Here is a 25076-nt window from a genome sequence, read left to right on the forward strand (position 1 = left end):
CGCCCCGGTGTTCGTCGACGTCTGGCGGCCGGACTGGCCGCTGGACGTCCGGCGCACCCTCTTCCCGCAGCAGCGCAGCGCCGGCGACCCGGCGCTGCGCCACGTCGACGACGGCTGCTGGCGCGCGGTCAGCACGCCCGACGGTCCGGCGACGGTGCACCTGACCGTGCGCTGCGGCGAGGTGCGCGTGACGGCGTGGGGACCCGGCGCCGAGCGGGCCGGGGCGGCGGTGCCTGCCTGGCTGGGCGCCGAGGACCGGCCCGAGGAGTTCGAGCCCCGCGGGCACCCGCTCCTCACCCGTGTGCACCGCGCCTCACCGTGGCTGCGGCTGGGCCGCACCGGGCGCACCTGGGACGCCCTGGTGCCCGCCGTCCTCGAGCAGAAGGTGACCGTCATCGAGGCGCACCGCGTGTGGCGCGCGCTACTGCGGCTGGCCGGCGAGCCGGCCCCCGGTCCCGCCCCCGAGGGGATGCGCGTGCCGCCCACCCCGCAGCGGGTGCTGGCGGTGACCGACTGGGAGTGGCACCGCTGCGGCCTGGACGGCGCCCGCCGCCGGGCGCTGCGGGCCGTGGCGAGTGTCGCGGCGCGGCTGGAGCCGGAGGAGGCGGTGGACTGCCCCGACCTGCAGCGCCGGCTGCAGACGGTGCCGGGCATCGGAGTCTGGACGGCGGCCGAGGTGGTGCAGCGGGTCTTCGGCTGCCCGGACACGGTCAGCTACGGCGACTACCACCTGAAGAACCTGGTGGGCTGGTCGCTGGCCGGCCGCAGGACCGACGACGACGGGATGATGGAGCTGCTCGAGCCCTGGCGCGGGCAGCGGCAGCGCGTCGTCCGGCTGCTGGGCATCGGCGGCAGCCGCCCGCCCAGGCGGGGCCCGCGCAACGCCCCCACCAACTACCGCCGGTTCTGATCCCCGACGATCAGCTCAGCTCACCCTCGCAGGTCATGGCTCACCACCAGTGCCGAGCCATGACCCACGATGACCAGCTCAGCTGATCATCGGGCGAGCGTCTCAGACGACCGGGTCGTCGAGCAGGCGGAGGAGGTAGTCGCCGTAGCCGCTCTTGCCCAGCGGCTCGGCGGCGCGGCGCAGGCCGTCGTCGTCCAGCCAGCCCTGCCGCCAGGCGACCTCCTCGATGCAGCCGATCTTGAGCCCCTGCCGCTCCTCGACCACCGACACGAACTCGGTGGCCTGGCGCAGCGAGGCGAACGTCCCGGTGTCCAGCCAGGCCGTGCCGCGGTCGAGGACGGTGACGGTGAGCCGGCCCTGGTGCAGGTAGTGCTCGTTGACCGCGGTGATCTCCAGCTCGCCGCGGGCGCTGGGCCGGATGCTGCGCGCCACGTCGACCACCGACGACTCGTAGAAGTACAGCCCGGGCACGGCGTAGGAGCTCTTCGGCGCGGCCGGCTTCTCCTCGATGGACAGCACGCGTCGGTCGGGGTCGAACTCGACGACGCCGTACTCCTGCGGGTTGGCCACGTGATAGGCGAAGACGTGCCCGCCGTCGGGGTCGGGCAGCCGGCCCAGCGCCGTGCCCAGGCCCGCGCCGTAGAAGATGTTGTCGCCCAGCACCAGGGCCACCGACTGGTCACCGACGAAATCCGCGCCGATGAGGAAGGCCTGGGCCAGTCCCTCGGGTCGCGGCTGGACGGCGTACTCGATGCGCATGCCCAGCCGGCTGCCGTCGCCCAGCAGCGCCCGGAACGCCTCCTGGTCGCCGGGCGTGGTGATCACCAGGACCTCGCGGACGCCGGCCATCATCAGCGTCGAGAGCGGGTAGTAGACCATCGGCTTGTCGTAGACCGGCATCAGCTGCTTGCTGACCGCCTGCGTGATCGGGAACAGGCGACTGCCGGTACCCCCGGCCAGGATGATCCCCCGCATGACCGGCGACGCTACCGGCGCTCCGCGGCTCAGGACGCGGGCGACCCGAGCCACAACCTCCCGACGAGGGAGGTGCCGCCCGGGGTGCCCACCGGCTCCCAGCGGGTCGTCCAGCCCTCGGCGTGCAGCTGGATGACGACCGCGCCGACCAGGGCCCCGAGGTTGAGCGCCGCCGTCGTGGTGGCCCGCTCGGGCAGGTGCACGTCGACCACCCCGTCGCCCTCGCCGCCGTAGCGCAGGACGACCGGGAACTCCGGGAGCGCCGCCGTCGCCACCCGGAACGCCGCGGCGACGGCGTCGAGCTCGCCGGGACGTGGGACCAGGTCCGTGCCGGGCGCCCGGGTCGTCACCAGGTCGCGGCTGCCGTAGGGGAACAGGTCGCCGGGACCGAGGCGGACCAGTGGCCGGGTGCCGGCGTCGTCCTCCGGCGGGTCGAACGGCAGCCCGCGGACGACGGCCACCGGGATGCCGGCCAGCTTGCCCTTCACCAGGTCCGCCGCGGCCGCCAGCTCGTCGACGAGGGCGATCTGGGTGGTCTCCAGCCGGTTGCCGTGGGCGTCGACCGCGCCGCGGTGGTCGACCAGTGCGGGGATCCCCGCCGAGCCCACGGCGACGTCGGTCAGCCCGTCCCGCCAGGTCCGGCCGAAGGTGTCACTGACGATGACGGCGACCTCGACCCCGAGCAGCTCGCGCAGCCGGTCGCGCAGGGCCCGGGCCGAGGCGTCGGCGTCCTCCGGCAGCAGCACGAGCGCGTCGCCGGGCACGTTGGAGGCGTCGATCCCGGCAGCGGCGACCACCCAGCCCTGCGGCGTCTCGACGATCTTCAACGGGCCGCGCCGGGCGACCACGCGGACCGTCTGGTCGTCGATGGCCCGCTGCCGGGCGGCCTCGCGGTCCTCGCCGGGCGCGACCGGCACCAGCCGGCCCTCGACCTTGGACACCACCTTGGAGGTCACGACGACGACGTCGCCGTCGGCCAGCCAGGGCGCGGCACCCGCCACCGCCGCGGCGAGGTCGTCGCCGGGGGAGAACTCCGGCAGGCCGGGAACCGGGAGGACCGAGATCCCGGCCGGGGGCTCACGCACCGGCCGCGTCCAGCGCCGCCCGGGCCAGCGCGGCGGTCGCCTCGGGGGAGGACATGAGCAGCGGGACGGCGCGGACGTCGACGCCGGGGACGTCGGCGCGATCGCCCGTGTGCACCAGCCAGGCGTCGAGCAGCCCGCCGGCGGACCGGGCGCCGTAGTGCCGCCCCACCCCCTCCGCGCTGACCTCCACCCCGAGGACCGGCAGGCAGCGGTCGGCCATCCCGCGTACGACGCTGCCCCCGACGATCGGGGAGACCCCGACGACCCGGCCCGGCGTCGCCAGCAGCGCCTGCCGCAGCCCCGGGACGCCCAGGACGGTGCCGATCGACACCACGGGGTTCGAGGGTGCCAGCAGCACGGCGTCGGCGGCGGCGAACGCCTCGGCCACGCCCGGCGCCGGCTCCGCGGCGTCCACCCCCACCTGCACGAAGGCGCGGGGCTCGGGCTCGGCGCGGTGGCGCACCCACCACTCCTGGAAGTGCAGTGCCTGCTGCCGCCCGGTTCCCGGGTCGGCGACCACGACGTGGGTCTCCACCCGCTGGTCGCTCATCGGCAGCAGCTCGGCGCCGGGCCGCCAGCGGTCGGCCAGCGCCGCGGTCACCTGGGACAGCGGGTAGCCGGCGTCCAGCATCCGGGTGCGGACGAGGTGGGTGGCCAGGTCGCGGTCGCCCAGGCCGAACCACGTCGGCTCGGCCCCGTAGGCGGCCAGCTCCTCCTTGACCGTCCAGCTCTCGCCGGCCCGGCCCCACCCGCGCTCGGGGTCGATGCCGCCGCCGAGGGTGTACATGACGGTGTCGAGGTCGGGGCAGATCCGCAGCCCGTGCATCGTCACGTCATCCCCCGTGTTGACGACCGCGGTGAGCCGCGCGTCGGGCACGGCCGAGCGGAGGCCGGCCAGGAACCGGGCCCCGCCGACCCCTCCGGCGAGGACGACGATGTGCACGAAAGTCATCGTGCCCGATGGGCACTTGTCCACTGTTCGCCGGGCGTGTCGAGGTGTGCAGCGAGAAGTGACGAACACCCTGTGACGGAAGTGGCTGCTGGGACCGGGTGCTTACACCGGGCGGAGTTGACGGCCCCACAACGACACGCGTGTAATTCCCGCGGTGTCAACGAGTGCCGAGCGGCCCGGGAACGTCCCGTGGAACGCACATCGGGACGACAGCGAGAGGGGACGCATCGTCATGGCAGAGGTCTCGTGGTTGAGCGACTACGTGAACGGCTCCGAGCGCGACCACGGTGCCTCGGGCCCGGCCCAGGGCTTCGCCGGACTGTGGAGCTCGGGCCTGGACGCCGAGGTGCAGTCCTGGCAGGAGCGCGCGCTGTGCGCCGAGACCGACCCCGAGGCGTTCTTCCCGGAGAAGGGCGGCTCCACCCGCGAGGCCAAGAAGATCTGCACCGGCTGCGAGGTCAAGGCCGAGTGCCTGGAGTACGCGCTGGCCAACGACGAGCGCTTCGGCATCTGGGGCGGGCTCTCCGAGCGTGAGCGCCGCCGCCTGCGTCGCCGCGCCGGCTGAGCGAGGGCCGCACCCCTCCCGCGCCCAGCCCTCTGCAGGGTCCCGCCGCGAGCTCGCGAGCGGTGGGGGCAGGGGGTCCTTCACTGACACCAGCTCCGAGCTGTCCCCACAGCCGCCGACGGATCCCGTCGGCGGCTGTGGTGTCGTTCGGGGCATGACGACGCGTGTGGTGACCGGCCGGGCCGGCGTGGTCCGGGAGCTCCGTGCGGCCGGACCACTGCTCGCGGCGCTGCGTACGCCGGTGACCGCCCGGGCTCCCTGGCTGACCGCCGCGCTCGCCCTGGACGACGCCCGCCTCGCCGGCCCCCGGCCGGTCGCCGTCGTGGTCGACCCGCCCGGCGGCACGGGCGCACCGCGGGCGGTGGCGACCCTGGTCCTGCGCGGCGGCCCGCGGCTCACGGCCACGCTGCTCGGGGAGGGGCTGCCGGTACCCGCCGGGGCGGCCCCGGCCCGCCTCCCGGCCCGGGACGACGACGCCGCCGAGCAGCTGGCCGCCGGCGTGCTGGGCATGCTCGATCGGCTGCTCCGCCCCTGGACACTGCGGCTGACCGGTCTGCCGCTGGGCGACCCCACCCTGCGCGCGATCGGCCGGCGGCGGCCCGAGGCGGCGTTCGCCAACGCCCGCAGCGCCCGCCTGGTCGACGACCTCGACAACGCCGGCGCGGTGCGCCGCACCCGGGACCCCGCCGAGCTGGACCGCCGACTGCCCGCGCTGCTCGCCCGCGAGCCCGACCGCGGGACCCGCACCGCCCTGCGCGTCACCGCCCGGCTGCACGCCGCGATCGGTCAGGTCGAGCTGGCCGTCGGAGCCGACGGCGACCGGGGCCTGCTGACCCTCGTCGACGGCGCCGACCGGCGGCCGTGGTGGGGCACCCCCGGTGCGGGATGGCGCACCGAGATGGGCGCGCCCCTGGTCTCGCTGACGCTGTCCGGCGGCGGCCTGTGGAGAGGAGGGTAACCCCGCCCGGGGCACCGCCGGTCCCCTGCAGGGTCCCGCCGCCGGCCCCGTCCCGAGGCTCACCCCGAGCGTGCGAGGGGTGAGGAGGACGGGGCCCTTCCACGGTGAGGGGCAGGGGGCCCTTCTCCGGAGGGTGGGGAGGACGGGGGTCCGCTGTCAGCCGGCGTAGCGGACGACGTTGAGCCCCGGCTCCGCCACGCTCTCGGCGCGGTCGGTGCCGAGGAAGACGGTGCCCTCGGCCGGGCCGGCGCCCTCGCGCACCGGCCCGGCGGGGGAGACGGTGACCGCCAGGTCGTACACCCGGCCCGTGTAGGCCGGTGCGGTGCCGATCGGCCGGGTGTAGGTGGGGAAGCGGCCGGTCAGCCGCAGGTCCTCGCCGCTTCGGGTCACGGTCAGGGCGGGGGAGGGCAGGTCGGCGTACTCGGTGTGCGACCGCACGCAGCCCGCGGCGGCCGGGTCCTGGGGCGGCTCGGCGGCCAGGCAGTTCCAGGTCGGCAGCCGCACGTGGGCGAGCGCCGTCCCGCCGCCCCCGGCCGCGGTGACGCTCACCATCGGGTAGGCCACCGTCGTCCCCACCGCCTGCTGCTCGACGACGAGGCCGCCGAAGGCCAGCCGGGCCACGACGCCGTCCTCGCCCAGCGGCACCGAGCGGACGGCCAGCACGCCCGCGCCACCCTCGCCGGGCAGCGGGTCCGCAGGCACGACGGGCAGCGACGGCGGCGCCGGGGTGGGGGTCGGGACGTCCCGTGGGGACGGCGCCACCGGGTCGGGCGCGGGGGCCGCGGCCGGGCCGCCGCCGTCGCGGGTCGCCCCGGCGATCCCGGCCAGCGCCGCGACCAGCACCAGCGCCGCGGCGGCCATCCCGGCGACGGCGCGGCCGCTGCCGTCCGGGCGCGCGGGCCCCAGGGTGTCCTCCTCCGGGGGTGCGGCGACCGGCCCGGGCGGCGGGCCGGGCGTGCCGGGCGGGGCGTCGAGGAAGCCGGGCAGGTCGTCGTCCGGCCAGCGCGGCGCCGGGCGGACGGGGCGTGCGGGCGCCGGGTCGGCAGGGGGAGCGGGGGGTCGCGGACGGCTCGGTGCGACCGCGGCCAGGCCGGCGAGCGCGAGCAGCGCCAGGACCAGCACGACCCACGGGACGGCGGCCGGCGCGGAGGAGTCCATCGCGACAGAGCATCCCAGGCGGCGCCGGGCGGCCGAGGAGACGGATCGGCCCCCTGCAGGGGCCCTTCCACGGTGGGGGGCAGGGGGCCCTTCAGCCGGTGGGGTCGATCTCCTCCGGGTCGCGCCCGAGCAGCACGGCGACCTGGTCGACGACGACGTCGCGCACCAGGTCGGCCAGGTCGTCGCGGTCGTGCGCGCGCAGCTCCAGCGGCCGGCGGTAGACGACGATCCGCGGCGGCACCTCCCGGGTGCCGTCCCGGTGCGCGGGCAGGACGCGGGCCAGCGGCACGCTGCCGTCGTCGAGCACGTCGGCGTCGAGCACCACCTCGTCGGGGTCGGTGTGCTCCACCCAGGGCACGTCCTCGACGGCGAACTCGACCCCGGCCAGCTCCTTCTCCCACCGGCGCTCGAGGTCCTCGACCGCGTCCAGGACGAGGTCGTCGAACTGCTCGGCGCGGCTGCGGGCCAGGGGGACGCCGTCGGGCACCAGGCGCCCGCGCAGCCCGCGGCCGTGGCGGTCGCGGCGGGATCGGCTCATGACGGGTGCGAGCGTACGGCTCCGGCTCCCGACCCGACGTCCCGAGCGGGAGAGCGGCCGCCTCGGCCGGTGCCCACGGGGACATCGTGGAGGATGGGACTGCTGCTCCTCGCGGGCCACGGAAGTCGGTGCGCCTGATGCCAACCACCCGGGTACGCGGCTACTGTGCCGTCCGTGAGGAACCGGTGGTGAGGCAGTCACGTCGCTGCTCGCGCAGCGGCTGCGCGCAACCGGCGGCAGCGACCCTGACCTACGTGTACGCGGAGTCGACTGCTGTCGTCGGCCCGTTGGCGACGTTCTCGGAGCCGCACAGCTACGACCTCTGCGAGTTCCACGCCGAGCGGCTGACGGTGCCGCGCGGCTGGGAGGTCGTCCGCCACGAGATCGACGTGGAGGACTCCGGCCCGACCGGGGACGACCTGCTGGCCCTGGCCGACGCCGTCCGCGAGGCCGCCCGGCCCGAGCCCCCGCGCAACCCCGCCGACGACGGCAGCGGCACCCGCCGCGGCCACCTGCGGGTCCTGCCCGACATCACCTGAGAAGAGGACCCCGGCCCTCTCACCGCTCGGAGGAGGACCCCGTCCTCCCCACCCTTCGCAGGCTCAGGGCGGCACTCGGGAGGGCGGCCGGTCCAGCACCTCGCCTGCACGCCGATAGGGTCGACCGTGTGCGTGACCTCTCCGGGCTGGTCAAGGCCTACGACGTGCGTGGCGTCGTCCCCGACGAGTGGGACGAGGGCGTCGCCCGCCGGCTCGGCGCGGCCTTCGCCGAGCTCGTCCGGCAGGAGAGCGGCGCGACCGCGATCGTGACCGCGCACGACATGCGCGACTCCTCCGTGCCCCTCTCGCGGGCCTTCGCCGAGGGCGTGCTCTCCCGTGGCGTCGACGTCGTCGAGGCCGGCCTGGGCTCCACCGACCTGCTCTACTTCGCCTCCGGCTCGCTCGGTGTCCCCGGCGCGATGTTCACCGCCAGCCACAACCCCGCGCAGTACAACGGCATCAAGCTCTGCCGCGCCGGCGCCTCCCCGGTCGGGCAGGAGTCGGGCCTGGCGACCCTCCGCGAGTGGGCCGAGCGCGACTCCTACGACCGGGTCCCCGAGCGGACGGCGTCGATCAGCCAGCGCGACCTGCTCGCCGAGTACGCCGCCCACCTGCGCTCGCTGGTCGACCTCTCGACCATCCGGCCGCTGCGGGTCGTCGTCGACGCCGGCAACGGCATGGCCGGGCACACCGTCCCGGTGGTCCTCGACGGCCTGCCGCTGGAGGTCCTGCCGCTGTACTTCGAGCTCGACGGCTCCTTCCCCCACCACGAGGCCAACCCGCTGGACCCGGCCAACCTGGTCGACCTGCAGGCCGAGGTCCGCCGCACCGGCGCCGACCTCGGGCTGGCCTTCGACGGCGACGCCGACCGGGTCTTCGTCGTCGACGAGCGCGGCGAGCCGGTCAGCCCATCGGCGATCACCGCGCTGGTCGCCGTCCGCGAGCTGGCCAAGGGCCGGGGGACGACGATCATCCACAACCTGATCACCTCGCGGGCGGTCCCGGAGATCGTCCGCGAGCACGGCGGCCAGCCGGTGCGCACCCGCGTCGGGCACTCGTTCATCAAGGCCGAGATGGCCCGCACCGACGCCGTCTTCGGTGGCGAACACTCCGCGCACTACTACTTCCGCGACTTCTGGCGGGCCGACACGGGCATGCTCGCCGCCATGCACGTGCTCGCTGCGCTGGGGGAGCAGAGCCGGCCGCTGTCGGAGCTGACCGCCGGCTACTGCCGATACGTCGCCTCCGGGGAGGTCAACTCCACCGTGGCCGACGCCGCCGGCCGGGTGGCCGCGGTGCGGGAGTCCTTCGAGGAGCAGGACGGCGTCACCGTCGACGAGCTCGACGGACTGACCGTGGACCTGCCCGACGGCTCGTGGTTCAACCTGCGGGCCAGCAACACCGAGCCGCTGCTGCGGCTCAACGTCGAGGCGCCGGACGAGGCGCGGATGACCTCCTTGCGGGATCGAGTGCTGGAGATGGTGCGCGCATGACTGACTTCTCGCCCGACCCGACCCGACCCCTCGGTCCGCTCGGGCTGGACCCCACGCTGCTGGAGATCCTCGCCTGCCCCGACACCCACCACAGCCCGCTGACGGTGGACGAGGCGGCGAGCGAGCTGGTCTGCCCGACCTGCGACCGGGCCTTCCCGGTCCGCGACGGCATCCCGGTGCTGTTGCTCGACGAGGCCCGGCAGCGCTCGTGACGTCGCCCGAGCTGGCCGAGGAGGTCCTCGACGACCTCGACGTGCTGCGCGCCCGGGACCCGCGCGGCCTGCTGCCCGCGGTGGCCGGGGCCGGCGCGCAGGTCCGCGAGACCGCCCGGCTGACCGAGGAGGCCGGCCTGGACCGGGTCACCGCCGGCGGCCGCCCGCGCGGGCTGGTCGTCGTGGCCCGCCGCGAGGGGGCCGTGGCCGCGCAGGTGCTGCGGGCGCTCCTCGGGCCGGCCAGCCCGGTCACCGTGGACGTCGTCCCCGGGCCCGATCTGCCGGTGTGGACCGGCCCCAGCGACATCGCCGTCGTCGCGACCCGCACCGGCGCCGGCCGCTACGCCGTCACCCCGGCCTACGAGGCGGCCCGCCGCGGCGTGACGCTGCTGGGCATCGGCGCCGAGGACGCCCCGCTGCGCGCGGCCTGCTCCACGGCCCGCGCCCCCTACGTGCCGCTGCCGCGGTCCCGGGTGCGGCACACCACCCTGTGGTCGCTGCTCACCCCGATGCTGCAGCTGGCCGTCGGCCTGGACCTGGTGTCCGAGGGCGCGGCCGACCTGGAGGCGACCGCGGCGGCCCTCGACGAGGTGGCCGCGGAGTGCGGTCCGGCCCGGGAGTCCTTCGTCAACCCGGCCAAGACGCTGGCCCTCGAGCTGCTCGACGCGCTGCCGGTGATCGCCGCCGAGGGGCCGCTGGCCGGCACCGCCGCGACCCGGATCGCCGACCAGCTGGCGACGCTGGCCGGGCTGCCGGTGACCACCTTCCGCATGCCCGACCAGCGGGTCGCCGCCTGCGCGGTGCTGCGCGGTCCGCTGGCGCCCGAGGACGGTCAGGACGACTTCTTCCGCGACCGCGCCGAGGACACCGGCCGGCGGCTGCGGTTGCTCACCGTGCGCGACGCCGATGCCGGCGAGCACGACGGCGCGGGGGAGCGCGAACCCCGGTCGGCCCGGGAGGCACTGGGGGAGGCGCTGCGCAGCGCCTCCGCGGCCAACGTCCCGGTGAGCGGGCTGGCCGAGCACGGGGAACCGGAGCGGTACGGCCGGCTCCCCCGCCTGGCCCGTCAGCTGGCGGTCGCCGACTTCACGGCCGTCTACCTGGCCCTGGCACTGGACACCGAGAGGTCCGCGAGCGCATGAGCACCGACACCGTCGCCGTCCGGCACTGACCCGGGTCGGGAGCGTGGGCCGCACCCGGCTCTCACCGGACCGCCGGGCGGTCGACCGGGCCCGGCTGGCCGACGGGGTCGTCGACGTGCTCGTGGTGGGTGGCGGCCTCCTCGGTGCCTGGGTCGCCCTCGATGCGGCCAGCCGGGGGCTCGCGGTCGGCCTGGTGGAGGCCCGCGACTGGGCCGCCGGCGCCTCCGGCCGGCCCGCCGTGCTGCTCTCCGGTTCCGGACCGGCACGGACGGCGCTGCGCGAGCGGGCCCGGCTGCTGCGGACGGCGGCACCGCACCTGGTCCGGCCGGTGCCGCTGCTGCACCCGTCGCCGGTGCCGCTGCCGTCCGACGTCCTGACCCGTGGCCTGCCGCTCGCCCGGCCGCTGTCGCGGCGGGCCGCGCGCACCGCCGTCCCGGGGCTGCGCCTCCCCGGGGGAGCCGGTGCGGTGCGCCGCTGGGACGCCCAGGTGGACGGCGCCCGGCTCACCCTCGCCGTCGTCCGGACCGCGGCCGGCTACGGCGCCCGCGTCGTCTCCCGCGCCCGGGCGACGGGGCTGCTGCGCGCCGGGGACGCCGTCGTCGGCGTGCAGGTCACCGACCGCACCGACGGGTCGGCGTTCCCGGTGCGGGCGTGCAGCGTCGTCCTCGCCACCGGGGCGGACGGCGGCGGGCTGACCGACGGCGTCCCCACCGACCCGCTGGTGCAGGTGGTGCTGCCGCGGACGGCGCTCGAGGGCGGGGACGACGGGCTGGTGGTACCGGTCGCGAGCGGCGTGCTGACCGTCGTCCCGGCGGAGGAGCTGTGGGTCGTCTCGCACCCCGGCCCCGACGTGCCCGCGGTGCTCGGCGCGCTGGACCGCGTGTCCGTCCGCCCGGTGCCCGCGGCGGCCGTCGTCGCCAGCCGGGTCGACCGGCTGCCAGGCGGGGACGGCGTCGCGACCCCCGCGCCGGGGCTGGTCGTCGTCGCCGGTGGGCTGCCGACCGCCCGGTTCACCGCCGTGGCCGCCGTCGACGCCGGGACGGCGGGCCTGCCCGGCGTGCCGCCGTCGCGCAGCGCGCACCTGCCCCTGGTCGGCGCGCACCGCTGGTCCGACGTCCGCGACCGGGCGCCGGAGCTGGCCGCGGACTGCGGCCTGTCCCCGGACGCCGTCGACCGGCTGCTGCGCCGGCACGGCGACCGGGTGGCCGACGTGCTCGACCTGGTGCGCGCCGACCCGCGGCTGGGCCGCCCGCTGTCCGGGGCACCGGGGCACCTGGCCGCCGAGGTCGTGCACGCGGTCACCGCCGAGGGGGCGCTGTCCCTCGAGGACGTCCTCGACCGGCGCATCCCGCTGTCCGGTGCGGATCCCGCGGCGGTGGTCGCGCTGGTGTCCGGGCCGCTCGGCTGGGACGCCGTCCGCACCGCCCGGGAGGTGGCGTCCGCGCGTTGACCCGAACGGGCGACAGCGCGAGGAGGTGTGGACGGCACGCTGCCCACCGGACCCGACCGGCCAGTAACCTCCACGACGATGTGGCCCCTCACCAGCGCCGTCCGCTTCTACCCGTGGGGGAGCCGGACGGTGATCCCCGAGCTGCTCGGCCAGCCCAGCCCGGCCCCGCAGCCGCACGCGGAGCTGTGGATGGGTGCGCACCCCGACGAGCCGAGCCTGCTGGCCGACGGCCGGCCGCTGGACCGGGCGATCGCCGAGGAGCCCGAGCGGCTGCTCGGTGCCCCCGTCGTCACACGCTTCGGTCCACGGCTGCCGTTCCTCATGAAGGTGCTGGCCGCCGACCGACCGCTGTCGCTGCAGGCGCACCCGACGATGGAGCAGGCGGCCGCCGGCTACGCCGCCGAGGAGGCCGCGGGCATCCCCAAGGACGACCCGACGCGGACGTTCAAAGACCCGTGGCACAAGCCCGAGCTGCTGCTCGCGCTCACCACCTTCGAGGCCCTCTGTGGCTTCCGGCCGGTCGAGGAGTCGCTGCACTGCCTGGCCAAGCTGCAGCTGCCCGAGCTCAAGCCCACGATCGCGGCGCTGGCACGCGGCGGCCTGCGGGCGGCCATCCCGCAGCTGCTGGCCCTCTCCGGCCGGCGCCGCACCTCCCTGGTGGAGGCGGTCGCGCGCAGGGCGGCCTCCTACGTGGCCGCGCACGACCCGGAGTTCATCAACACCTACCGCTGGGCGGCGACGCTCGCGGAGTCCTACCCGGGTGACCCCGGCGTCGTCATCTCGCTGATGTGCAACCACCTCAAGCTGGCGCCCGGCGAGGCGGTGTTCCTGCCGGCCGGCAACCTGCACGCCTACCTCAGCGGCGCCGGGGTCGAGGTCATGGCCAGCTCGGACAACGTGCTGCGCGGCGGGCTGACCAGCAAGCACGTCGACCTGGCGGCCCTCATCGAGGTGCTCGACTTCGCCGACGGCCGCATCCCGGTCCTCCACCCGGTGCTCGGGCCGGGCGGGCTGCGCTACCCGGTGCCGGTCGAGGACTTCGACCTCACCCGGGTGCAGCTCGACGACCGGACCGGGACGCTGACCACCGCCGGCCCGCAGGTGCTGCTGTGCACCGAGGGGCGCGCCGTGCTGGCCGCGGCGGACGGCGAGCTGGTGCTGGGGAAGGGGCGGTCGGCGTTCGTGCCGGCGGGGGAGCCGGTCACTGCGCGCGGGCCCGCGCTGCTCTACCGGAGCACGACGAACCTGCGCTGACCCCGCTGCGCTGACGGGTCAGGCAGGTGTGCCGCGCCGGGCCGACAGCCGGGCGGGGAGCGTCGCCGCGGCGGCGGAGGCCAGCTCCACGACGGTGAACAGCACGCGCGACACGACGGCCAGGGCTAGGGCTAGGGCCTGCCCATAGGGCAGCACCGCGGCCAGCGCCCCCACGATGACGAGTTCACGTGCCCCGATGCCCGACGGCAGCACGAAGGCGACCAGGCCGGCGGTCATCGCCACCCCATGGCCCCGACGCACAGGACGAGCAGCAGCGCCCGGTTCGTCGTCCCCGCGGCCGGGAGTGCGTCGACGAACAGGAACAGGTGGAGGCCGTAGAGCAGGTAGACCAGCAGGCTCAGAGCGCTCGCCCGGGCGAGCGCTGCGCCGGCGAGACGTCGCGGCAGGGGTGCCTGACGCAGCAGCGCCAGCAGTCTGTCGACCACGAACGTCAGCGTGGTGGGGTGCAGCAGGCGAGCCCGACCGGCAGCAGGGCGAACAGCCACAGCAGCACCGACTCGCTGCCGGCCAGCGCCGGGACCGCGAGGAGAGCGACGAGCAGCGAGGTCACGACGGCGACCCCGGCGGTCAGCAGCGAGGCGGTGAGACCGCGGGCCCGGGAGACCCCTGCCGATCGGGCCAGCTCCATCTGGAGCGCGAACGCGACGACCGATCCGGGTACGTACTCGCCGAGCTGGCCGACGAGCTAGATCTCGGCCGCGTCGGACACCCCGACCCGGGCACCCATCGCGGCCAGGGCCGCACGCCAGACCAGCGGACCGAGCAGGACGCCGCCCGACACCGCCACCAGGGCGAGCAGCACGTGCGGCCACGGGAGCTGCGCAGCGTCGCCGACACCTCGTCCCACTCGCGGACCACCTGGTGCACGGCGAACCCGATGACGGCGGTGATCACCACCCGCCGGCCCCACGTCAGCAGGGCCCCCTGGACGTCCCCGGGACGAGGTCCGGGTCGTGCAGCGGTCCCGGACGGGTCCTCGGTCGTCCTGGGGGTGTCGACGTCGCCGGTCACGAGCCCGGACCCCGGTCGTCTACCCGGCGGGACCCCGTGCAGCGCGGCGGCAGGTCCGGATCAGTCGCCGTCGGGACGCGGCCCGCGGAGACCAGGTCACCCCGCAGGTCTGCACCGCCGCCGGGCTCGGCAGGGACCCGACGGTCGTCCGTGGGCGGTGGCACCGAGGCGCGCCGTCTCCGCAGTCGCCGGGCGACCAGCCAGACGGCGGACTGGACGAGGCTGAGGAGTGCGGCGGCGGCGACGGCGGTGGTCCCTGCCGACAGCCCGGGGGAGCGGAAGGCGATGTCCACGACGTGCCGCCCGGCCGGCACGTCGACGGAGAGCAGCCCGGCGGGGCCCTCCCGCACGTCGAGCGGTTCCCCGTCGAGCGTCGCGGTGTGACCGGGCCAGGCCAGCCGGGCGAAGACCAGCGTGCCGGCCTCGGCTGCCCGCACCCGGACCTGCTCGCTGACGCCCGTCCCGGCGTCGGACAGGACGTCCACGCCGGGTGACACCCAGGACAGCCGCCCCCCGTACCCGACGGCCTCGTCACGGACCCACACGGTGCGCAGCCGGTCACGGGTCGCCAGGGACCAGCCGGGCGGGGGCGACTGACCGGCAGGGCCGGGGAACACCTGGGTGTCGATCACGAGGGTCTCCACACCCAGCAGGTCGACCAGCGGCGCGCCGGTGCCGCCGGTCGGTCGCCAGGCGCGGTCGAACGCCTCGGGGCACACCTGGCCCCGGTACCCCATGCAGAGCGCGTCGGCGAACTCCTCGAACCCCATGCCGCTGTACCGCACGATCGACTCGTGCCCGGACATGAGGGTCTCGTTGCCGAACAGGAGATACCCGGTGTACCGCCGCGGTGCCGTCTGGAGGGACCCGGGGGAGGCCAGCTGCAGCACCGTGCCGCGGTAGACGGACGAGGCCTCCTGCACCTGCGTGATCGAGCTCGGCAACTGGGCCCGGTCCACCGTCTCATCGGAGCCCAACGGCAGCTGACCGGTCTGGACGGTGACGACGAGGACCGTGCCGACCACCAGGACCACCGCCCCGGCGAGGCGTCCCCACCGGCGGAACGCGGTCAGGGCCAGGAGGACCAGGACGAGCACGCCCACCGTGGCCAGCACGTGCAGCCACGGCTGCTCGGGGCGGGCGGCGAAGGACAGGTAGCCGCCGACGACCACGACGGCGACCGTCGCCGTCGTCCGTCGGCGCACGTGGTCGGTGGCCAGGCCGCGGGACAGGAGCAGGGCGAGCAGGATGCCGAGGGCCAGGTAGAGGTACTCGATCAGCCGGATCGGCCAGCGGAAGAGCCACAGGTTCGACGGCCCGAAGGTCAGCACCGCGAAGACGACGGCGACGACGGCCGCGCTGGTCAGCGGCCGGTCCGGTCGCCGCAGCGCCCCCCAGCGCATCCACGGCAGCAGGGGGAGGGTGAACCAGGTGGCGTAGGTCGACGGGACCTGCTCGATGAGTGCCCCGCCGAAGTGGAGGATCGCGGGCAGGTACGTGGGCGCGCTGGAGGCCAGGACGTCACCCAGCTGCGGGACCAGGAACGTGTCGTTGGCCAGCATCGCGGTCTGCTCGCGGTCGGTCACCGGCAGGGTGCCCACGAGTGGCAGGAAGACGAGGGCCGCGGTCGCCCCGACGCACGCACCGGTGACGACGATGCCGACGAGTCGCCCCCAGTCGCGCCGCACCAGCAGCTCCACGGCGATGCCGGCCAGCACGACTACCATCCCCAGCGCCGCGTACGGGTTGCCGGTGGTCATGGCCAGGGCGCCGACGAGGAAGGTCACCAGTGGCAGGAGGTGGCCGCGGGACTGCCGGCGTGCCGCCCACCAGAACCAGGTCACCCAGGTGAACGCCATGAGGCCGGCCGGCCAGCCGTTGGCCTCGTAGTAGAGGGTGAAGCCGGTGGCGGGGACGGCGAGGGCGACGGCCACCGACGCCAACCGACCCGCGCCGTACTCGCGGAACAGCAGGTACGCGCCCATGCCGAGCAGGGCCAGGAACTGGATCTGCACGATGGCGGCGGCCGTGGCCAGGTCGTCGTAGTACGAGACGAGCACGTAGTCCAGCAGCTGGACCGGGTTCCACAGCGCGTAGACGCCGTCGGCGGCGTAGTTGCCGCCGGTCCAGCCGCCCGGCTCCATGGTCGGCCACTGCCCGGCCCGCAGCAGGTGACCGAAGTGGTGCCACAGCGGAATGAAGGACTGGGGGTTGTCCCCGCTGTAGTAGAAGTCGTGCCGCTGCAGGAAGGGGATCGTCATCGTCGCCGCGACCGCCACGCCGACGCCGAGGACCACCAGGGGGTCGGGGACCCGGTGCCGGGTGCGGGCCGTCGTGGGCGACCCGGTCGCCGTGTCCGCAGCGGTGCTCACCCGATGGCCTTCCTCGTCAGCGTGCCACGAATCCGCGGGCATCCCTGCCACCGCTGACGTCGTCGACCGTCCCGGCCGGTCGCCGCCCGACGGTGCACGGACCGCCAGTGCCGTGAGCCCGACGTTACCCTGCAGTTGCGGACGCGCACGCCCGTTCGGATACGACGGCGTTCCACGAGACGGGCAGCGGTCATGCACCGGGGGCCGGCCACGCCGGTGGACGGTTCGCCGGTCGCCGCGGCCAAGGCCCTCGGTCACGTGGCCCTCACATACGTCGTCCCGGCCTACAACAGCGCACTGGCCATCGAGGGCACGCTGTCCGTGTTGGCGAGCCGGCTGGACGGCCGGGACGCCGAGGTGATCGTCGTCGAGAACGGCTCTACCGACGGTACCGGCGCCCTCCTCCGGTCGGCCAAGGGGATGGGCAACGCGTACCGCGCCGGCATCGCCGCGAGTCGCGGGGCGCGGGTGGACCGGACCGCCGACGACCTGCCGTTCGCGTTCGACGACCTCGAGGCCGCGGAGGGGGTGAACCCCGTGGTCCACCCGGTGGTCGTCGGGTCCAAGGGACACCGGGACTCCGATGCCGACCGGGGGCTGCTGCGAGCGGTCCTCAGCCGGGGCTTCTGGTCGCTGCGCCGGGTGGTCCTGGGGATGCGGACACTGGACCCGCAGGGCACGTTCGTGCTCGGCGGCGACTGGGCGCGCCGGATCGGTCCGCAGCGCACCGAACCGGGCTACCCAAGGACCACGGAGCTGTGCTTCCTCGCCGAGCGCCTGGGAGCGCAGCCGCTGGAGGTGCCGGTGCGGCTCTCCCCGGAGCCCCGTGACCACCGCAGCCGCGTGACCGTGCGAGACGTCTGGCAGATGCCCGTGGGGTTGTGGGGGATCCGCGGGCGGCACGTGCCGTCCGTGCGGGACGGCCTCCCCGACGCCCCCGTTCAGTGATAGGGCGATTCCGCCGACCGCCGCACGGCGAGCGCCAGCTCGAGGGCCCGCCGCCCCTGCACGCCGGTGACCCGAGGGAGCCGACGGTGCGCCACGCACTGGAGGAAGTGCTCCAGTTCGAGTACCAGCGGCTCGCCGCGGTGCTCCAGGAAGGGGATCTCGATGAGCCCGCTCTGCCGGTAGCGGGCGCCGCCCTCGGCGAGGAACTCGTTGTGGTCGACCCGGTGGATCGTGAGGTCCTGGCGGACCAGGTCCAGGACGACGAAGTTGGCGCGCTGCGTCAGCTCGATGCGGCGGATCTTGGTCTGCCCGACCCGGCTGGCCGTGACGGTCGCCGTCACGCCGTTCCGAAACCGGAGCAGGGCGGTCGCGAGGTCCAGGGAGTCGCTCCGCTCCCGCCGGCCCATCCCCTCGATCCGCTCGACGTCGGAGCCGGCCAGCGCCAGCGCGAGCTCGAGGTCGTGGATCATCAGGTCGAGGACGACGTCGGCGGTGACCCGCGGCGAGAACGGGCCCATGCGGGTCAGCTCCAGGTGCAGCAGGTCTTGGACGATGTCGTCCAGCTGGAGCACCGCGGGGTTGAAGCGCTCGACGTGACCCACCATGAGGACCCGGTCGTTCTCCCGCGCCACCTCGATGAGGGCGTCGGCGTCCTCGACGGTCGTTGCGACGGGCTTCTCGACCAGCAGGTCCACGCCGGCCCGGAGCAGGGGGACGCCGACGTCGGCGTGCTGGTCGCTGGGGACGGCGACGACGGCGGCCTCGGCGAGCTCGGGGACCGCGGCGGGATCGGTGCCGTACCGCGCCCCCACGGAGTCGGCCAGCGCCCGGCCGCGCCGCTCGTCCGGGTCGACGACCAGCGTGACCTCCGCCTCGGGGAGCCGGCGCAGGACCCGCGCGTGGTTGGCCCCCATGAGCCCCGCGCCGACGACGGCCACCCGGGTCACCTGAGCACCTCGGTGACCACCTCGACGATCCGGTCGAGGTCGGCCCGGCCCAGCTGCGGGTGGACCGGGAGGGACACGACCTCGGCGGCCGTCTGCGCCGCGACGGGCGTCCTGTCCGCGACGACCCGCGGGTGGTCCCGGTAGCAGGGGTGGTCGTGCACCAGCCCCGGGTAGTAGACGCCGGCCCGGATGCCGTGGTCCGCGAGCGCGGCCACCAGGCCGTCGCGGTCCAGCGCCGCGTCGGCGGTGACCCGCACCGTGTACTGGTGGAACACGTGCTCGCGTCCGGCCGGCACGGAGGGCAGGCGCAGGCCGGGCACGGCGCGCAGGCCCTCGGTGAGGTGGGCCGCGTTGGCGCGCCGGGCGTCGTTGATGGTCCCGAGCCGGCGGAGCTGGGGGAGGGCGATCGCCGCCTGGAGGTCGGTGAGCCGGTAGTTGTGGCCCGGCAGCTCGTACCGGTACGGCGCCCGCATGCCGTGATTGCGGAGCAGGCGCAGCCGGTCGGCGACGTCCGCGTCCCGGGTCGTGACCATCCCGCCTTCGCCGCACATGACGTTCTTCGTGGCGTAGAAGGAGAAGCACCCGACGCCGGAGGAGCCGACGGCTCGTCCGGCGACCCGCGCACCGTGCGCCTGGGCGGCGTCCTCCACGATCGCCAGTCCCCGCTCGCGGGCGAGCACCTCGAACCGGGGCAGGTCCGCCGGCAGCCCGTAGAGGTGCACCGGCAGGAGCACCCGGGTCCGCTCGCCGACCAGGGCCTGTGCGCAGTCGGCGTCGAGGCAGAAGTCGTCGGTGACGTCGGCGAAGCGCGCGGTGGCCCCCGACTCGAGGATGGCGTTCAGCGTCGCCACGAAGGTGAAGGCGGAGGTGACCACCTCGTCACCCGGGCCGACGCCCAGCGCCTGGAGTGCCGCGACCAGCGCGGTGGTGCCGTTGTTGACGGCGACGGCGTGCTCGACGTCGTGCGCGGCGGCGAACCGCCGTTCGAGCTCCTCGACCTTCGGCCCCTGGGCCAGCCGGCCCGAGCGCAGCACCTCGAGGACGAGCGCCTCCTCCTCCGGGCCGACGGCGACCGCGGAGATCGGGATCGGCTGGACCACGGGGACCTCCTCGCCGGCGCTCGTGGGACCCGTGCCCGGAGGCGCTGTGCCCGTGCGGGACCCCGCGGGCTCGGTCACGCCTGCGCCGCGGGGGGACCCGCCGTCCGGTCGCGGTGCTCGGTGCACCGGAGGTCGCCGGGGTGCTCCACGGCACGGCTGACCACCTCGCCGCACTCGCACACCCATCCGGCGGGGCGCGCGGGGTTGCCCATGACCAGCTGGTGTGGTTCGACGTCCCGGGTCACCACCGCACCCGCGGCGACCATCGCCCGGCGACCGAGCACGGTGCCGCAGACGATGGTCGCGTTGGCGCCGATGGAGGCCCCGTCGTGCACCACGGTCGGGGTGATCGACCACTGGCCGGCCGAGGCGCGGGGCCGCAGGTCGTTGGTGAACACGGCACTCGGTCCCACGAAGACGTCCGAGCCCAGCGTGACCCCGGTGTAGACGGAGACGTTGTTCTGGATCTTGCACCGGTCGCCGACCACCGCACCGGCGTCGACGAAGACGTTCTTGCCGAGGACGCAGCCCGACCCGACCACCGCGCCGGACCGGACGTGCGCGTGGTGCCAGACCCGGGTGCCCTCCCCGATCTGCGCCGCGTCCTCGATGACGGCCGTCTCGTGGGCGGCTGCCGGGTGACGTGCAGGCTCCTGTGCGGCGACCATGTCCCTCCCTCTGGGGCGGGGTGGTCGGATCACCGTGGCCCTCGTCACCGGCAGCGTAGGGCGCCACACCCCCGAGTTGGTGTACGAGCCGCCCGGGGTGGGCACCGGGGGCCTCGCCGTGGCCGTCGAGACGCCGGTGGGTCAGGCGCAGACAGCCCGTGGAGGCATGGCGGCGGCGGGGACGCCGGAGCCGCCGATGGGGGAGTGGCGCGCGTGCCCGGAGGTCCAGGGATGCGGCCCGGCCGGGTCTCGGCCGCGGTGCGGCGGTGGGTGGTGCGGACGGCGGTGGCGCCGTTCGAGGCCCGCCTCGCGCGCATGGTGGAGTCGACCGTGCGGGCCCAGACCGAGCGACTGGAGGCGTGCGCGCGGGCGGAGACCGACCGGGCGATCCGGGCCGTGCACGACGTGGAGTTCCGCAGCCGGCGTGACCTGCTCGCGGCCGGGGAGCGGGACGCAGCCGTGGCCTCGGCCCGGTTCGCGGCCCGGGAGATGTCGACCGCGCGGGCGTTCCACGACTCGCTGAGCACCCTCCGGTACGCCGTCGAGATCGTGCCCGCCGGTGGCCTCGCGCTGGAGTTCGGCGTCTTCCGGGGGCGTTCGCTGGAGGTCATCGCCGAGGGTCGGGGCCGCCGGGACGTCTACGGCTTCGACTCCTTCCAGGGGCTGCCGGAGGACTACCGCCCGCACGTGCGGGTCGGTGCCTTCGCCACGGACGCGCTGCCCGAGGTCGCCGGCGTCGAGCTCGTCGTGGGCTGGTTCCAGGACACCCTCCCCGGCTTCCTCTCGGCCCACCCGGGCCCGGTGCACCTGGTGCACGTCGACGGGGACCTGTACTCCTCGGCGGTGACCGTCCTCGAGCACGTCGACCCCCGGCTGGTCCCCGGGTCGGTGGTGGTCTTCGACGAGTTCTTCAACTTCCCCGGCTGGGAGCAGCACGAGTTCCGCGCCTGGCGGGAACACCTCGAGCGCACCGGGGCCCGCGTCGCCTACGAGGCCTACACGTCGAACGACGAGCAGGTCGTCGCCCGGGTGCTCGACGCCGGCACCGCCGCCGGCGGCTGAACCGTGCGTGTCACCGTCGCCGTGGCGCGGCGAGGCGCCTAGCGTCGAGCCCGCCCGTCCCGCGTCGGAGGAGCCCGTGCCCCCCTGCTCTCCCGTCGTCCCGTCCCGGCTCCGCCGCGGCGTGCTCACCGGCAGCGCCGTGCTGGTCGTGCTGGGCGGCCTCCCGGGCTGCGACGTGCTGGGCGGGATCGGGGAGGCCTCCGGCGGCCCACCGACCGGAGTCCTGGACGACACGGCCGCCGAGGAGGCGATCGCCACCGCGCCGCCGGACTCCGCCCTGGCCGCCCTCGGCGACGTGCCGGTGCGCGGCCGGGCGCCGCGCACCGGCTACGAGCGCGAGGAGTTCGGCGACGGCTGGCTGGACACCGACCGCAACGGCTGCGACACCCGCAACGACGTGCTGGCCCGCGACCTGACCGGCGAGCGGTTCCGGCCGGGCAGCGACTGCGTCGTCGTCTCCGGCACCCTCGACGACCCCTACTCCGGACGCACCATCGAGTTCCGCCGCGGCGAGGACACCAGCGACGACGTGCAGATCGACCACGTCGTCGCGCTCTCGGACGCCTGGCAGAAGGGCGCGCAGGGGTGGGACGCCGACCGGCGCACCGCCTTCGCCAACGACCAGCTCAACCTGCTCGCCGTCGACGGGCCGCTCAACCAGCAGAAGGGGGACGGCGACGCCGCGACCTGGCTGCCGCCGAACACCTCCTACCGGTGCGCCTACGTCGCGCGGCAGGTCGCGGTGAAGGCCGGCTACGGGCTGTGGGTCACCCGTGCCGAGCGCAACGCCGCCGCCACGGTGCTCGCCGGCTGCCCGGACGAGCCGCTGCCCGGCGTCCCGCCGGACGTCGGCACCCAGGCGGCGCCGGCACCGACCGGGACCGTCTACGCCGACTGCGACGCCGTCCGCGCGGCGGGCGCGGCCCCGATCCGGCGGGGCGAGCCGGGCTGGAGCGACGCCTTCGACGGGGACGGCGACGGGGTCGGTTGCGAGTAGGGAGCCCCTCGCCCGCGTATCGTGGACGACGGCACGAGCCCCGCCGAGGCCTCGGCACGCTCGCTCACGCAGCCTCCCCGCCGGCGCTCGTCGGCAGCACCCGCGAGGCTGCTTCTACAGCGACCGACGCGAGACCCGGCCGAGCGTGGCCGGGCGATCCCTGGAGCGACATGACCGCCACGACCGGCACCCGTGTACTGACCGACGGCGACTTCAAGGTCGCCGACCTCTCCCTGGCCGGCTTCGGCCGCAAGGAGATCCAGCTCGCCGAGCACGAGATGCCCGGCCTGATGGCGCTGCGCGCCGAGTACGGCGACGAGCAGCCGCTGGCCGGCGCCCGCATCGCCGGCTCCCTGCACATGACGGTGCAGACCGCCGTCCTCATCGAGACGCTGGAGGCGCTCGGCGCCGACGTCCGCTGGGTCAGCTGCAACATCTTCTCCACCCAGGACCACGCCGCCGCGGCGATCGTCGTCGGCGACGGCACCCCCGAGCAGCCCACCGGCGTCCCGGTGTTCGCCTGGAAGGGGGAGACGCTGGAGGAGTACTGGTGGTGCACCCAGCGCCTGTTCGAGTTCCGCGACGAGAGCGGGGCCGTCGTCGGGCCGAACATGCTGCTCGACGACGGCGGCGACGCCACGCTGCTGGTGCACCTGGGCACCCGCTTCGAGGCCGACGGCAGCGTCCCGGACACCACCGAGGCCGACTCCGAGGAGTACGGCGTCATCCTGGAGGCGCTGCGCGGCACGCTGGCCGGCGACGCCGGCTACTGGACCCGCATCGGCCGGGGCATCCGCGGCGTCACCGAGGAGACCACCACCGGCGTCATGCGGCTCTACGAGCTCGCCCGCGACGGCCGGCTGCTGTTCCCGGCGATCAACGTCAACGACTCGGTGACCAAGAGCAAGTTCGACAACCTCTACGGCTGCCGGCACTCGCTGGTCGACGGCCTCAACCGCGCCACCGACGTCATGATCGGCGGCAAGGTCGCCGTGGTCTGCGGCTACGGCGACGTCGGCAAGGGCTGCGCCGAGGCGCTGCGCGGCCAGGGCGCCCGGGTGGTCGTCACCGAGATCGACCCGATCAACGCCCTGCAGGCGGCGATGGAGGGCTACCAGGTCACCACGCTCGACGACGTGATCGACCAGGCCGACATCATCATCACGGCCACCGGCAACCGCGACGTCATCACCGCCGAGCAGCTCGGCCGCACCAAGCACCAGGTGATCGTCGGCAACATCGGCCACTTCGACAACGAGATCGACATGGCCGGCCTGGCCCGCACCCCGGGCATCACGAGGACGAACATCAAGCCGCAGGTCGACGAGTGGCGCTTCGCCGACGGCCACACGATCATCGTGCTCTCCGAGGGCCGGCTGCTGAACCTGGGCAACGCCACCGGCCACCCCAGCTTCGTGATGAGCAACTCGTTCTCCAACCAGGTGCTCGCGCAGATCGAGCTGTGGACCAACCGGGCCGCCTACGAGGGCCAGGAGCCCTCGGTGACGGTCCTGCCGAAGAAGCTCGACGAGCACGTGGCCCGGCTGCACCTCGGTGCCCTCGGCGTGAAGCTCACCGAGCTGACCAAGGTCCAGGCCGACTACATCGGCGTCCCGGTCGAGGGCCCGTACAAGAGCGACCACTACCGCTACTGAGGAAGGACCCCCTTCCTCCCCACCCTTCGCAGGCTCAGGGCGGGACCCGGGAAGGGGCCGTTCTGGTGCGTCACCTGGCTCGCGGCACGGCCCTGCAGGGGGACCTGGGACGGGGCCACGCGAACGGGGTACGTGGGGACACCCGTCCGGAGCACTCCGGGCGGGTGTCCCCGCTTCTCTCCCCGGGCAGCGCAGAATGGTCGCCGTGCCACCCAGCGCTGCTCAGAACGGGACCTCCCGCGGCCGAGTCCTGGTCGTCGACGACGACGCCGCCCTCGCCGAGATGCTCGGCATCGTGCTCCGGCGGGAGGGCTACGAACCGGCGTTCGTCTCCGACGGCAACCGCGCGGTGGCCGCGTTCCAGCAGACCCGCCCGGACATCGTGCTGCTGGACCTGATGCTGCCCGGCCGCAACGGCCTGCAGATCTGCCAGGACATCCGCACGCAGTCGACCGTCCCGATCGTCATGCTCACCGCCAAGGGCGACACCCTCGACGTCGTCCAGGGGCTCGAGGCCGGCGCCGACGACTACGTCACCAAGCCGTTCAAGCCGGTGGAGCTGGTCGCGCGGGTGCGCGCGCAGCTGCGGCGCGGCGAGACGGGGCAGGCCGAGAGCCTGAGCATCGGCGACGTGCAGATCGACGTCCCGGCGCACCAGGTCACCCGGGACGGCGTCCCCATCGCCCTGACCCCGCTGGAGTTCGACCTGCTGGTCGCGCTGGCCCGCAAGCCGCGCCAGGTTTTCACCCGAGAGCTGCTGCTCGAGCAGGTGTGGGGCTACCGGCACGCTGCTGACACCCGGCTGGTCAACGTCCACGTGCAGCGGCTGCGGGCGAAGATCGAGCGGGACCCGGAGAAGCCGGAGATCGTGCTGACGGTGCGAGGAGTCGGCTACAAGGCCGGCCCGCCGTGAGCGAGCTGCCCGTGAGAACCGCAGCGAGGAGCCGGAGCGGACAGGGAGTGAGCATCGAAGCGAACTCTGCGAGCGAGCGCGGAGGCGACCTGCCACGTCGGCGGAGAGCGGAGCGAGCCGCGGGAGCGGACCGATGCGCACCCTGATCCGG

General features: G+C 75.2%; 27 protein-coding genes. 14 read left to right on the top strand and 13 right to left on the bottom strand.

Features of this window, described 5'->3' with window-relative positions; translation table 11 throughout:
- Positions 1-7 precede the first annotated feature (7 nt).
- The gene (locus tag ACWIX7_RS17185) at positions 8-910 is read left to right on the top strand and encodes a DNA-3-methyladenine glycosylase family protein (RefSeq protein WP_448617640.1); all 903 of its coding nucleotides are present in this window, start codon (positions 8-10) and stop codon (positions 908-910) included.
- 102 nt (positions 911-1012) lie between these two features.
- Here the strand turns inward: ACWIX7_RS17185 and rfbA are convergent, their stop codons facing one another.
- The 3 genes from rfbA to cofD are packed head-to-tail and all read right to left on the bottom strand — an operon-like array spanning position 1013 to position 3913.
- Complete coding sequence (gene rfbA, locus ACWIX7_RS17190) at positions 1013-1885, bottom strand: glucose-1-phosphate thymidylyltransferase RfbA (protein ID WP_448617641.1); 873 nt, start codon at positions 1883-1885, stop codon at positions 1013-1015.
- Positions 1886-1914: 29 nt separating this feature from the next.
- The gene (locus ACWIX7_RS17195) at positions 1915-2970 is read right to left on the bottom strand and encodes a coenzyme F420-0:L-glutamate ligase (protein ID WP_448617642.1); all 1056 of its coding nucleotides are present in this window, start codon (positions 2968-2970) and stop codon (positions 1915-1917) included.
- Complete coding sequence (gene cofD, locus ACWIX7_RS17200; RefSeq protein ID WP_448617643.1) at positions 2963-3913, bottom strand: 2-phospho-L-lactate transferase; 951 nt, start codon at positions 3911-3913, stop codon at positions 2963-2965. The genes ACWIX7_RS17195 and cofD overlap by 8 nt, the downstream gene beginning before the upstream one ends.
- A 241-nt stretch (positions 3914-4154) precedes the next feature.
- Here cofD and ACWIX7_RS17205 point away from each other — a divergent pair, with 241 nt between their 5' ends.
- Entirely contained in the window at positions 4155-4487 is a 333-nt protein-coding gene (locus ACWIX7_RS17205; protein WP_448617644.1) for a WhiB family transcriptional regulator, read from the top strand.
- 154 nt (positions 4488-4641) lie between these two features.
- Positions 4642-5445, top strand: a complete 804-nt coding sequence (locus ACWIX7_RS17210) for a hypothetical protein (protein WP_448617645.1) — start codon at positions 4642-4644, stop codon at positions 5443-5445.
- A 156-nt stretch (positions 5446-5601) separates the two neighbouring features.
- Here the strand turns inward: ACWIX7_RS17210 and ACWIX7_RS17215 are convergent, their stop codons facing one another.
- Positions 5602-6603 (bottom strand): hypothetical protein, encoded by a 1002-nt coding sequence (locus ACWIX7_RS17215; RefSeq protein ID WP_448617646.1) that lies wholly within the window; start codon positions 6601-6603, stop codon positions 5602-5604.
- Positions 6604-6694: 91 nt separating this feature from the next.
- The gene (locus tag ACWIX7_RS17220) at positions 6695-7141 is read right to left on the bottom strand and encodes a metallopeptidase family protein (RefSeq protein ID WP_448617647.1); all 447 of its coding nucleotides are present in this window, start codon (positions 7139-7141) and stop codon (positions 6695-6697) included.
- 188 nt (positions 7142-7329) lie between these two features.
- Here ACWIX7_RS17220 and ACWIX7_RS17225 point away from each other — a divergent pair, with 188 nt between their 5' ends.
- The 6 genes from ACWIX7_RS17225 to manA all read left to right on the top strand — a co-directional run bounded on the left by ACWIX7_RS17225 (position 7330) and on the right by manA (position 13231).
- Entirely contained in the window at positions 7330-7680 is a 351-nt protein-coding gene (locus ACWIX7_RS17225) for a DUF3499 domain-containing protein (protein ID WP_072917856.1), read from the top strand.
- 128 nt (positions 7681-7808) lie between these two features.
- Complete coding sequence (locus tag ACWIX7_RS17230; RefSeq protein ID WP_448617648.1) at positions 7809-9173, top strand: phosphomannomutase/phosphoglucomutase; 1365 nt, start codon at positions 7809-7811, stop codon at positions 9171-9173.
- On the top strand, positions 9170-9385 hold the full coding sequence (locus ACWIX7_RS17235; RefSeq protein WP_448617649.1) for a Trm112 family protein: 216 nt from the start codon (positions 9170-9172) through the stop codon (positions 9383-9385). Before ACWIX7_RS17230 ends, ACWIX7_RS17235 begins: the two co-directional genes overlap by 4 nt.
- Complete coding sequence (locus ACWIX7_RS17240; protein WP_448617650.1) at positions 9382-10527, top strand: SIS domain-containing protein; 1146 nt, start codon at positions 9382-9384, stop codon at positions 10525-10527. The genes ACWIX7_RS17235 and ACWIX7_RS17240 overlap by 4 nt, the downstream gene beginning before the upstream one ends.
- Positions 10528-10570: 43 nt before the next feature.
- Entirely contained in the window at positions 10571-11977 is a 1407-nt protein-coding gene (locus ACWIX7_RS17245) for an FAD-dependent oxidoreductase (protein ID WP_448617651.1), read from the top strand.
- 78 nt (positions 11978-12055) lie between these two features.
- A complete protein-coding gene (gene manA, locus ACWIX7_RS17250; RefSeq protein WP_448617652.1) occupies positions 12056-13231 on the top strand; it encodes a mannose-6-phosphate isomerase, class I in 1176 nt (391 codons plus the stop codon).
- An 18-nt stretch (positions 13232-13249) separates the two neighbouring features.
- On the opposite strand, the gene ACWIX7_RS17255 is transcribed toward manA, so the two are convergent.
- From ACWIX7_RS17255 to ACWIX7_RS17275, 5 genes are all read right to left on the bottom strand, one after another.
- A complete protein-coding gene (locus ACWIX7_RS17255) occupies positions 13250-13468 on the bottom strand; it encodes a hypothetical protein (protein WP_448617653.1) in 219 nt (72 codons plus the stop codon).
- Positions 13465-13677 (bottom strand): hypothetical protein, encoded by a 213-nt coding sequence (locus ACWIX7_RS17260; protein ID WP_448617654.1) that lies wholly within the window; start codon positions 13675-13677, stop codon positions 13465-13467. Before ACWIX7_RS17260 ends, ACWIX7_RS17255 begins: the two co-directional genes overlap by 4 nt.
- 5 nt (positions 13678-13682) lie before the next feature.
- Positions 13683-13880: a hypothetical protein gene (locus ACWIX7_RS17265; protein WP_448617655.1), complete on the bottom strand. Its 198-nt coding sequence runs from the start codon at positions 13878-13880 to the stop codon at positions 13683-13685.
- Positions 13881-13937: 57 nt separating this feature from the next.
- Positions 13938-14099, bottom strand: a complete 162-nt coding sequence (locus tag ACWIX7_RS17270) for a hypothetical protein (protein ID WP_448617656.1) — start codon at positions 14097-14099, stop codon at positions 13938-13940.
- Positions 14100-14259: 160 nt separating this feature from the next.
- The gene (locus ACWIX7_RS17275) at positions 14260-16635 is read right to left on the bottom strand and encodes a hypothetical protein (protein WP_448617657.1); all 2376 of its coding nucleotides are present in this window, start codon (positions 16633-16635) and stop codon (positions 14260-14262) included.
- 192 nt (positions 16636-16827) lie between these two features.
- Here ACWIX7_RS17275 and ACWIX7_RS17280 point away from each other — a divergent pair, with 192 nt between their 5' ends.
- Complete coding sequence (locus ACWIX7_RS17280; RefSeq protein WP_448617658.1) at positions 16828-17583, top strand: glycosyltransferase; 756 nt, start codon at positions 16828-16830, stop codon at positions 17581-17583.
- On the opposite strand, the gene ACWIX7_RS17285 is transcribed toward ACWIX7_RS17280, so the two are convergent.
- The 3 genes from ACWIX7_RS17285 to ACWIX7_RS17295 form a co-directional block, all read right to left on the bottom strand.
- Positions 17577-18530, bottom strand: coding sequence for a Gfo/Idh/MocA family oxidoreductase (locus tag ACWIX7_RS17285; RefSeq protein ID WP_448617659.1), 954 nt, complete (start codon positions 18528-18530; stop codon positions 17577-17579). The genes ACWIX7_RS17280 and ACWIX7_RS17285 overlap by 7 nt on opposite strands.
- Positions 18527-19630 carry a DegT/DnrJ/EryC1/StrS family aminotransferase gene (locus ACWIX7_RS17290; RefSeq protein WP_448617660.1) on the bottom strand — a complete coding sequence of 368 codons (1104 nt, stop codon included), beginning with the start codon at positions 19628-19630 and terminating at the stop codon, positions 18527-18529. Before ACWIX7_RS17290 ends, ACWIX7_RS17285 begins: the two co-directional genes overlap by 4 nt.
- 74 nt (positions 19631-19704) lie before the next feature.
- Positions 19705-20298, bottom strand: a complete 594-nt coding sequence (locus ACWIX7_RS17295) for an acyltransferase (protein ID WP_448617661.1) — start codon at positions 20296-20298, stop codon at positions 19705-19707.
- 213 nt (positions 20299-20511) lie between these two features.
- On the opposite strand from ACWIX7_RS17295, the gene ACWIX7_RS17300 reads away from it, so the two are divergent.
- The 4 genes from ACWIX7_RS17300 (at position 20512) to mtrA (ending at position 24925) form a co-directional block, all read left to right on the top strand.
- A complete protein-coding gene (locus ACWIX7_RS17300) occupies positions 20512-21360 on the top strand; it encodes a class I SAM-dependent methyltransferase (protein WP_448617662.1) in 849 nt (282 codons plus the stop codon).
- A gap of 76 nt (positions 21361-21436) precedes the next feature.
- Positions 21437-22357 (top strand): GmrSD restriction endonuclease domain-containing protein, encoded by a 921-nt coding sequence (locus ACWIX7_RS17305; protein ID WP_448617663.1) that lies wholly within the window; start codon positions 21437-21439, stop codon positions 22355-22357.
- A 170-nt stretch (positions 22358-22527) separates the two neighbouring features.
- A complete protein-coding gene (ahcY, locus tag ACWIX7_RS17310) occupies positions 22528-24012 on the top strand; it encodes an adenosylhomocysteinase (RefSeq protein WP_448617664.1) in 1485 nt (494 codons plus the stop codon).
- A 205-nt stretch (positions 24013-24217) separates the two neighbouring features.
- Positions 24218-24925, top strand: a complete 708-nt coding sequence (gene mtrA / locus ACWIX7_RS17315; RefSeq protein ID WP_448617665.1) for an MtrAB system response regulator MtrA — start codon at positions 24218-24220, stop codon at positions 24923-24925.
- Positions 24926-25076 lie beyond the last annotated feature (151 nt).

The sequence above is a fragment of the Geodermatophilus sp. URMC 65 genome (genome assembly GCF_053502545.1).

Coding starts and splice junctions, on each gene's coding strand:
- ACWIX7_RS17205 (WP_448617644.1), top strand. CDS start 4,155: ATGGCAGAGGTCTCGTGGTTGAGCGACTACGTGAACGGCTCCGAGCGC.
- ACWIX7_RS17295 (WP_448617661.1), bottom strand. CDS start 20,298: ATGGTCGCCGCACAGGAGCCTGCACGTCACCCGGCAGCCGCCCACGAG.
- ACWIX7_RS17255 (WP_448617653.1), bottom strand. CDS start 13,468: ATGACCGCCGGCCTGGTCGCCTTCGTGCTGCCGTCGGGCATCGGGGCA.
- ACWIX7_RS17215 (WP_448617646.1), bottom strand. CDS start 6,603: ATGGACTCCTCCGCGCCGGCCGCCGTCCCGTGGGTCGTGCTGGTCCTG.
- ACWIX7_RS17265 (WP_448617655.1), bottom strand. CDS start 13,880: ATGGAGCTGGCCCGATCGGCAGGGGTCTCCCGGGCCCGCGGTCTCACC.
- ahcY (WP_448617664.1), top strand. CDS start 22,528: ATGACCGCCACGACCGGCACCCGTGTACTGACCGACGGCGACTTCAAG.
- ACWIX7_RS17210 (WP_448617645.1), top strand. CDS start 4,642: ATGACGACGCGTGTGGTGACCGGCCGGGCCGGCGTGGTCCGGGAGCTC.
- ACWIX7_RS17220 (WP_448617647.1), bottom strand. CDS start 7,141: ATGAGCCGATCCCGCCGCGACCGCCACGGCCGCGGGCTGCGCGGGCGC.
- rfbA (WP_448617641.1), bottom strand. CDS start 1,885: ATGCGGGGGATCATCCTGGCCGGGGGTACCGGCAGTCGCCTGTTCCCG.
- ACWIX7_RS17235 (WP_448617649.1), top strand. CDS start 9,170: ATGACTGACTTCTCGCCCGACCCGACCCGACCCCTCGGTCCGCTCGGG.
- manA (WP_448617652.1), top strand. CDS start 12,056: ATGTGGCCCCTCACCAGCGCCGTCCGCTTCTACCCGTGGGGGAGCCGG.
- ACWIX7_RS17280 (WP_448617658.1), top strand. CDS start 16,828: ATGCACCGGGGGCCGGCCACGCCGGTGGACGGTTCGCCGGTCGCCGCG.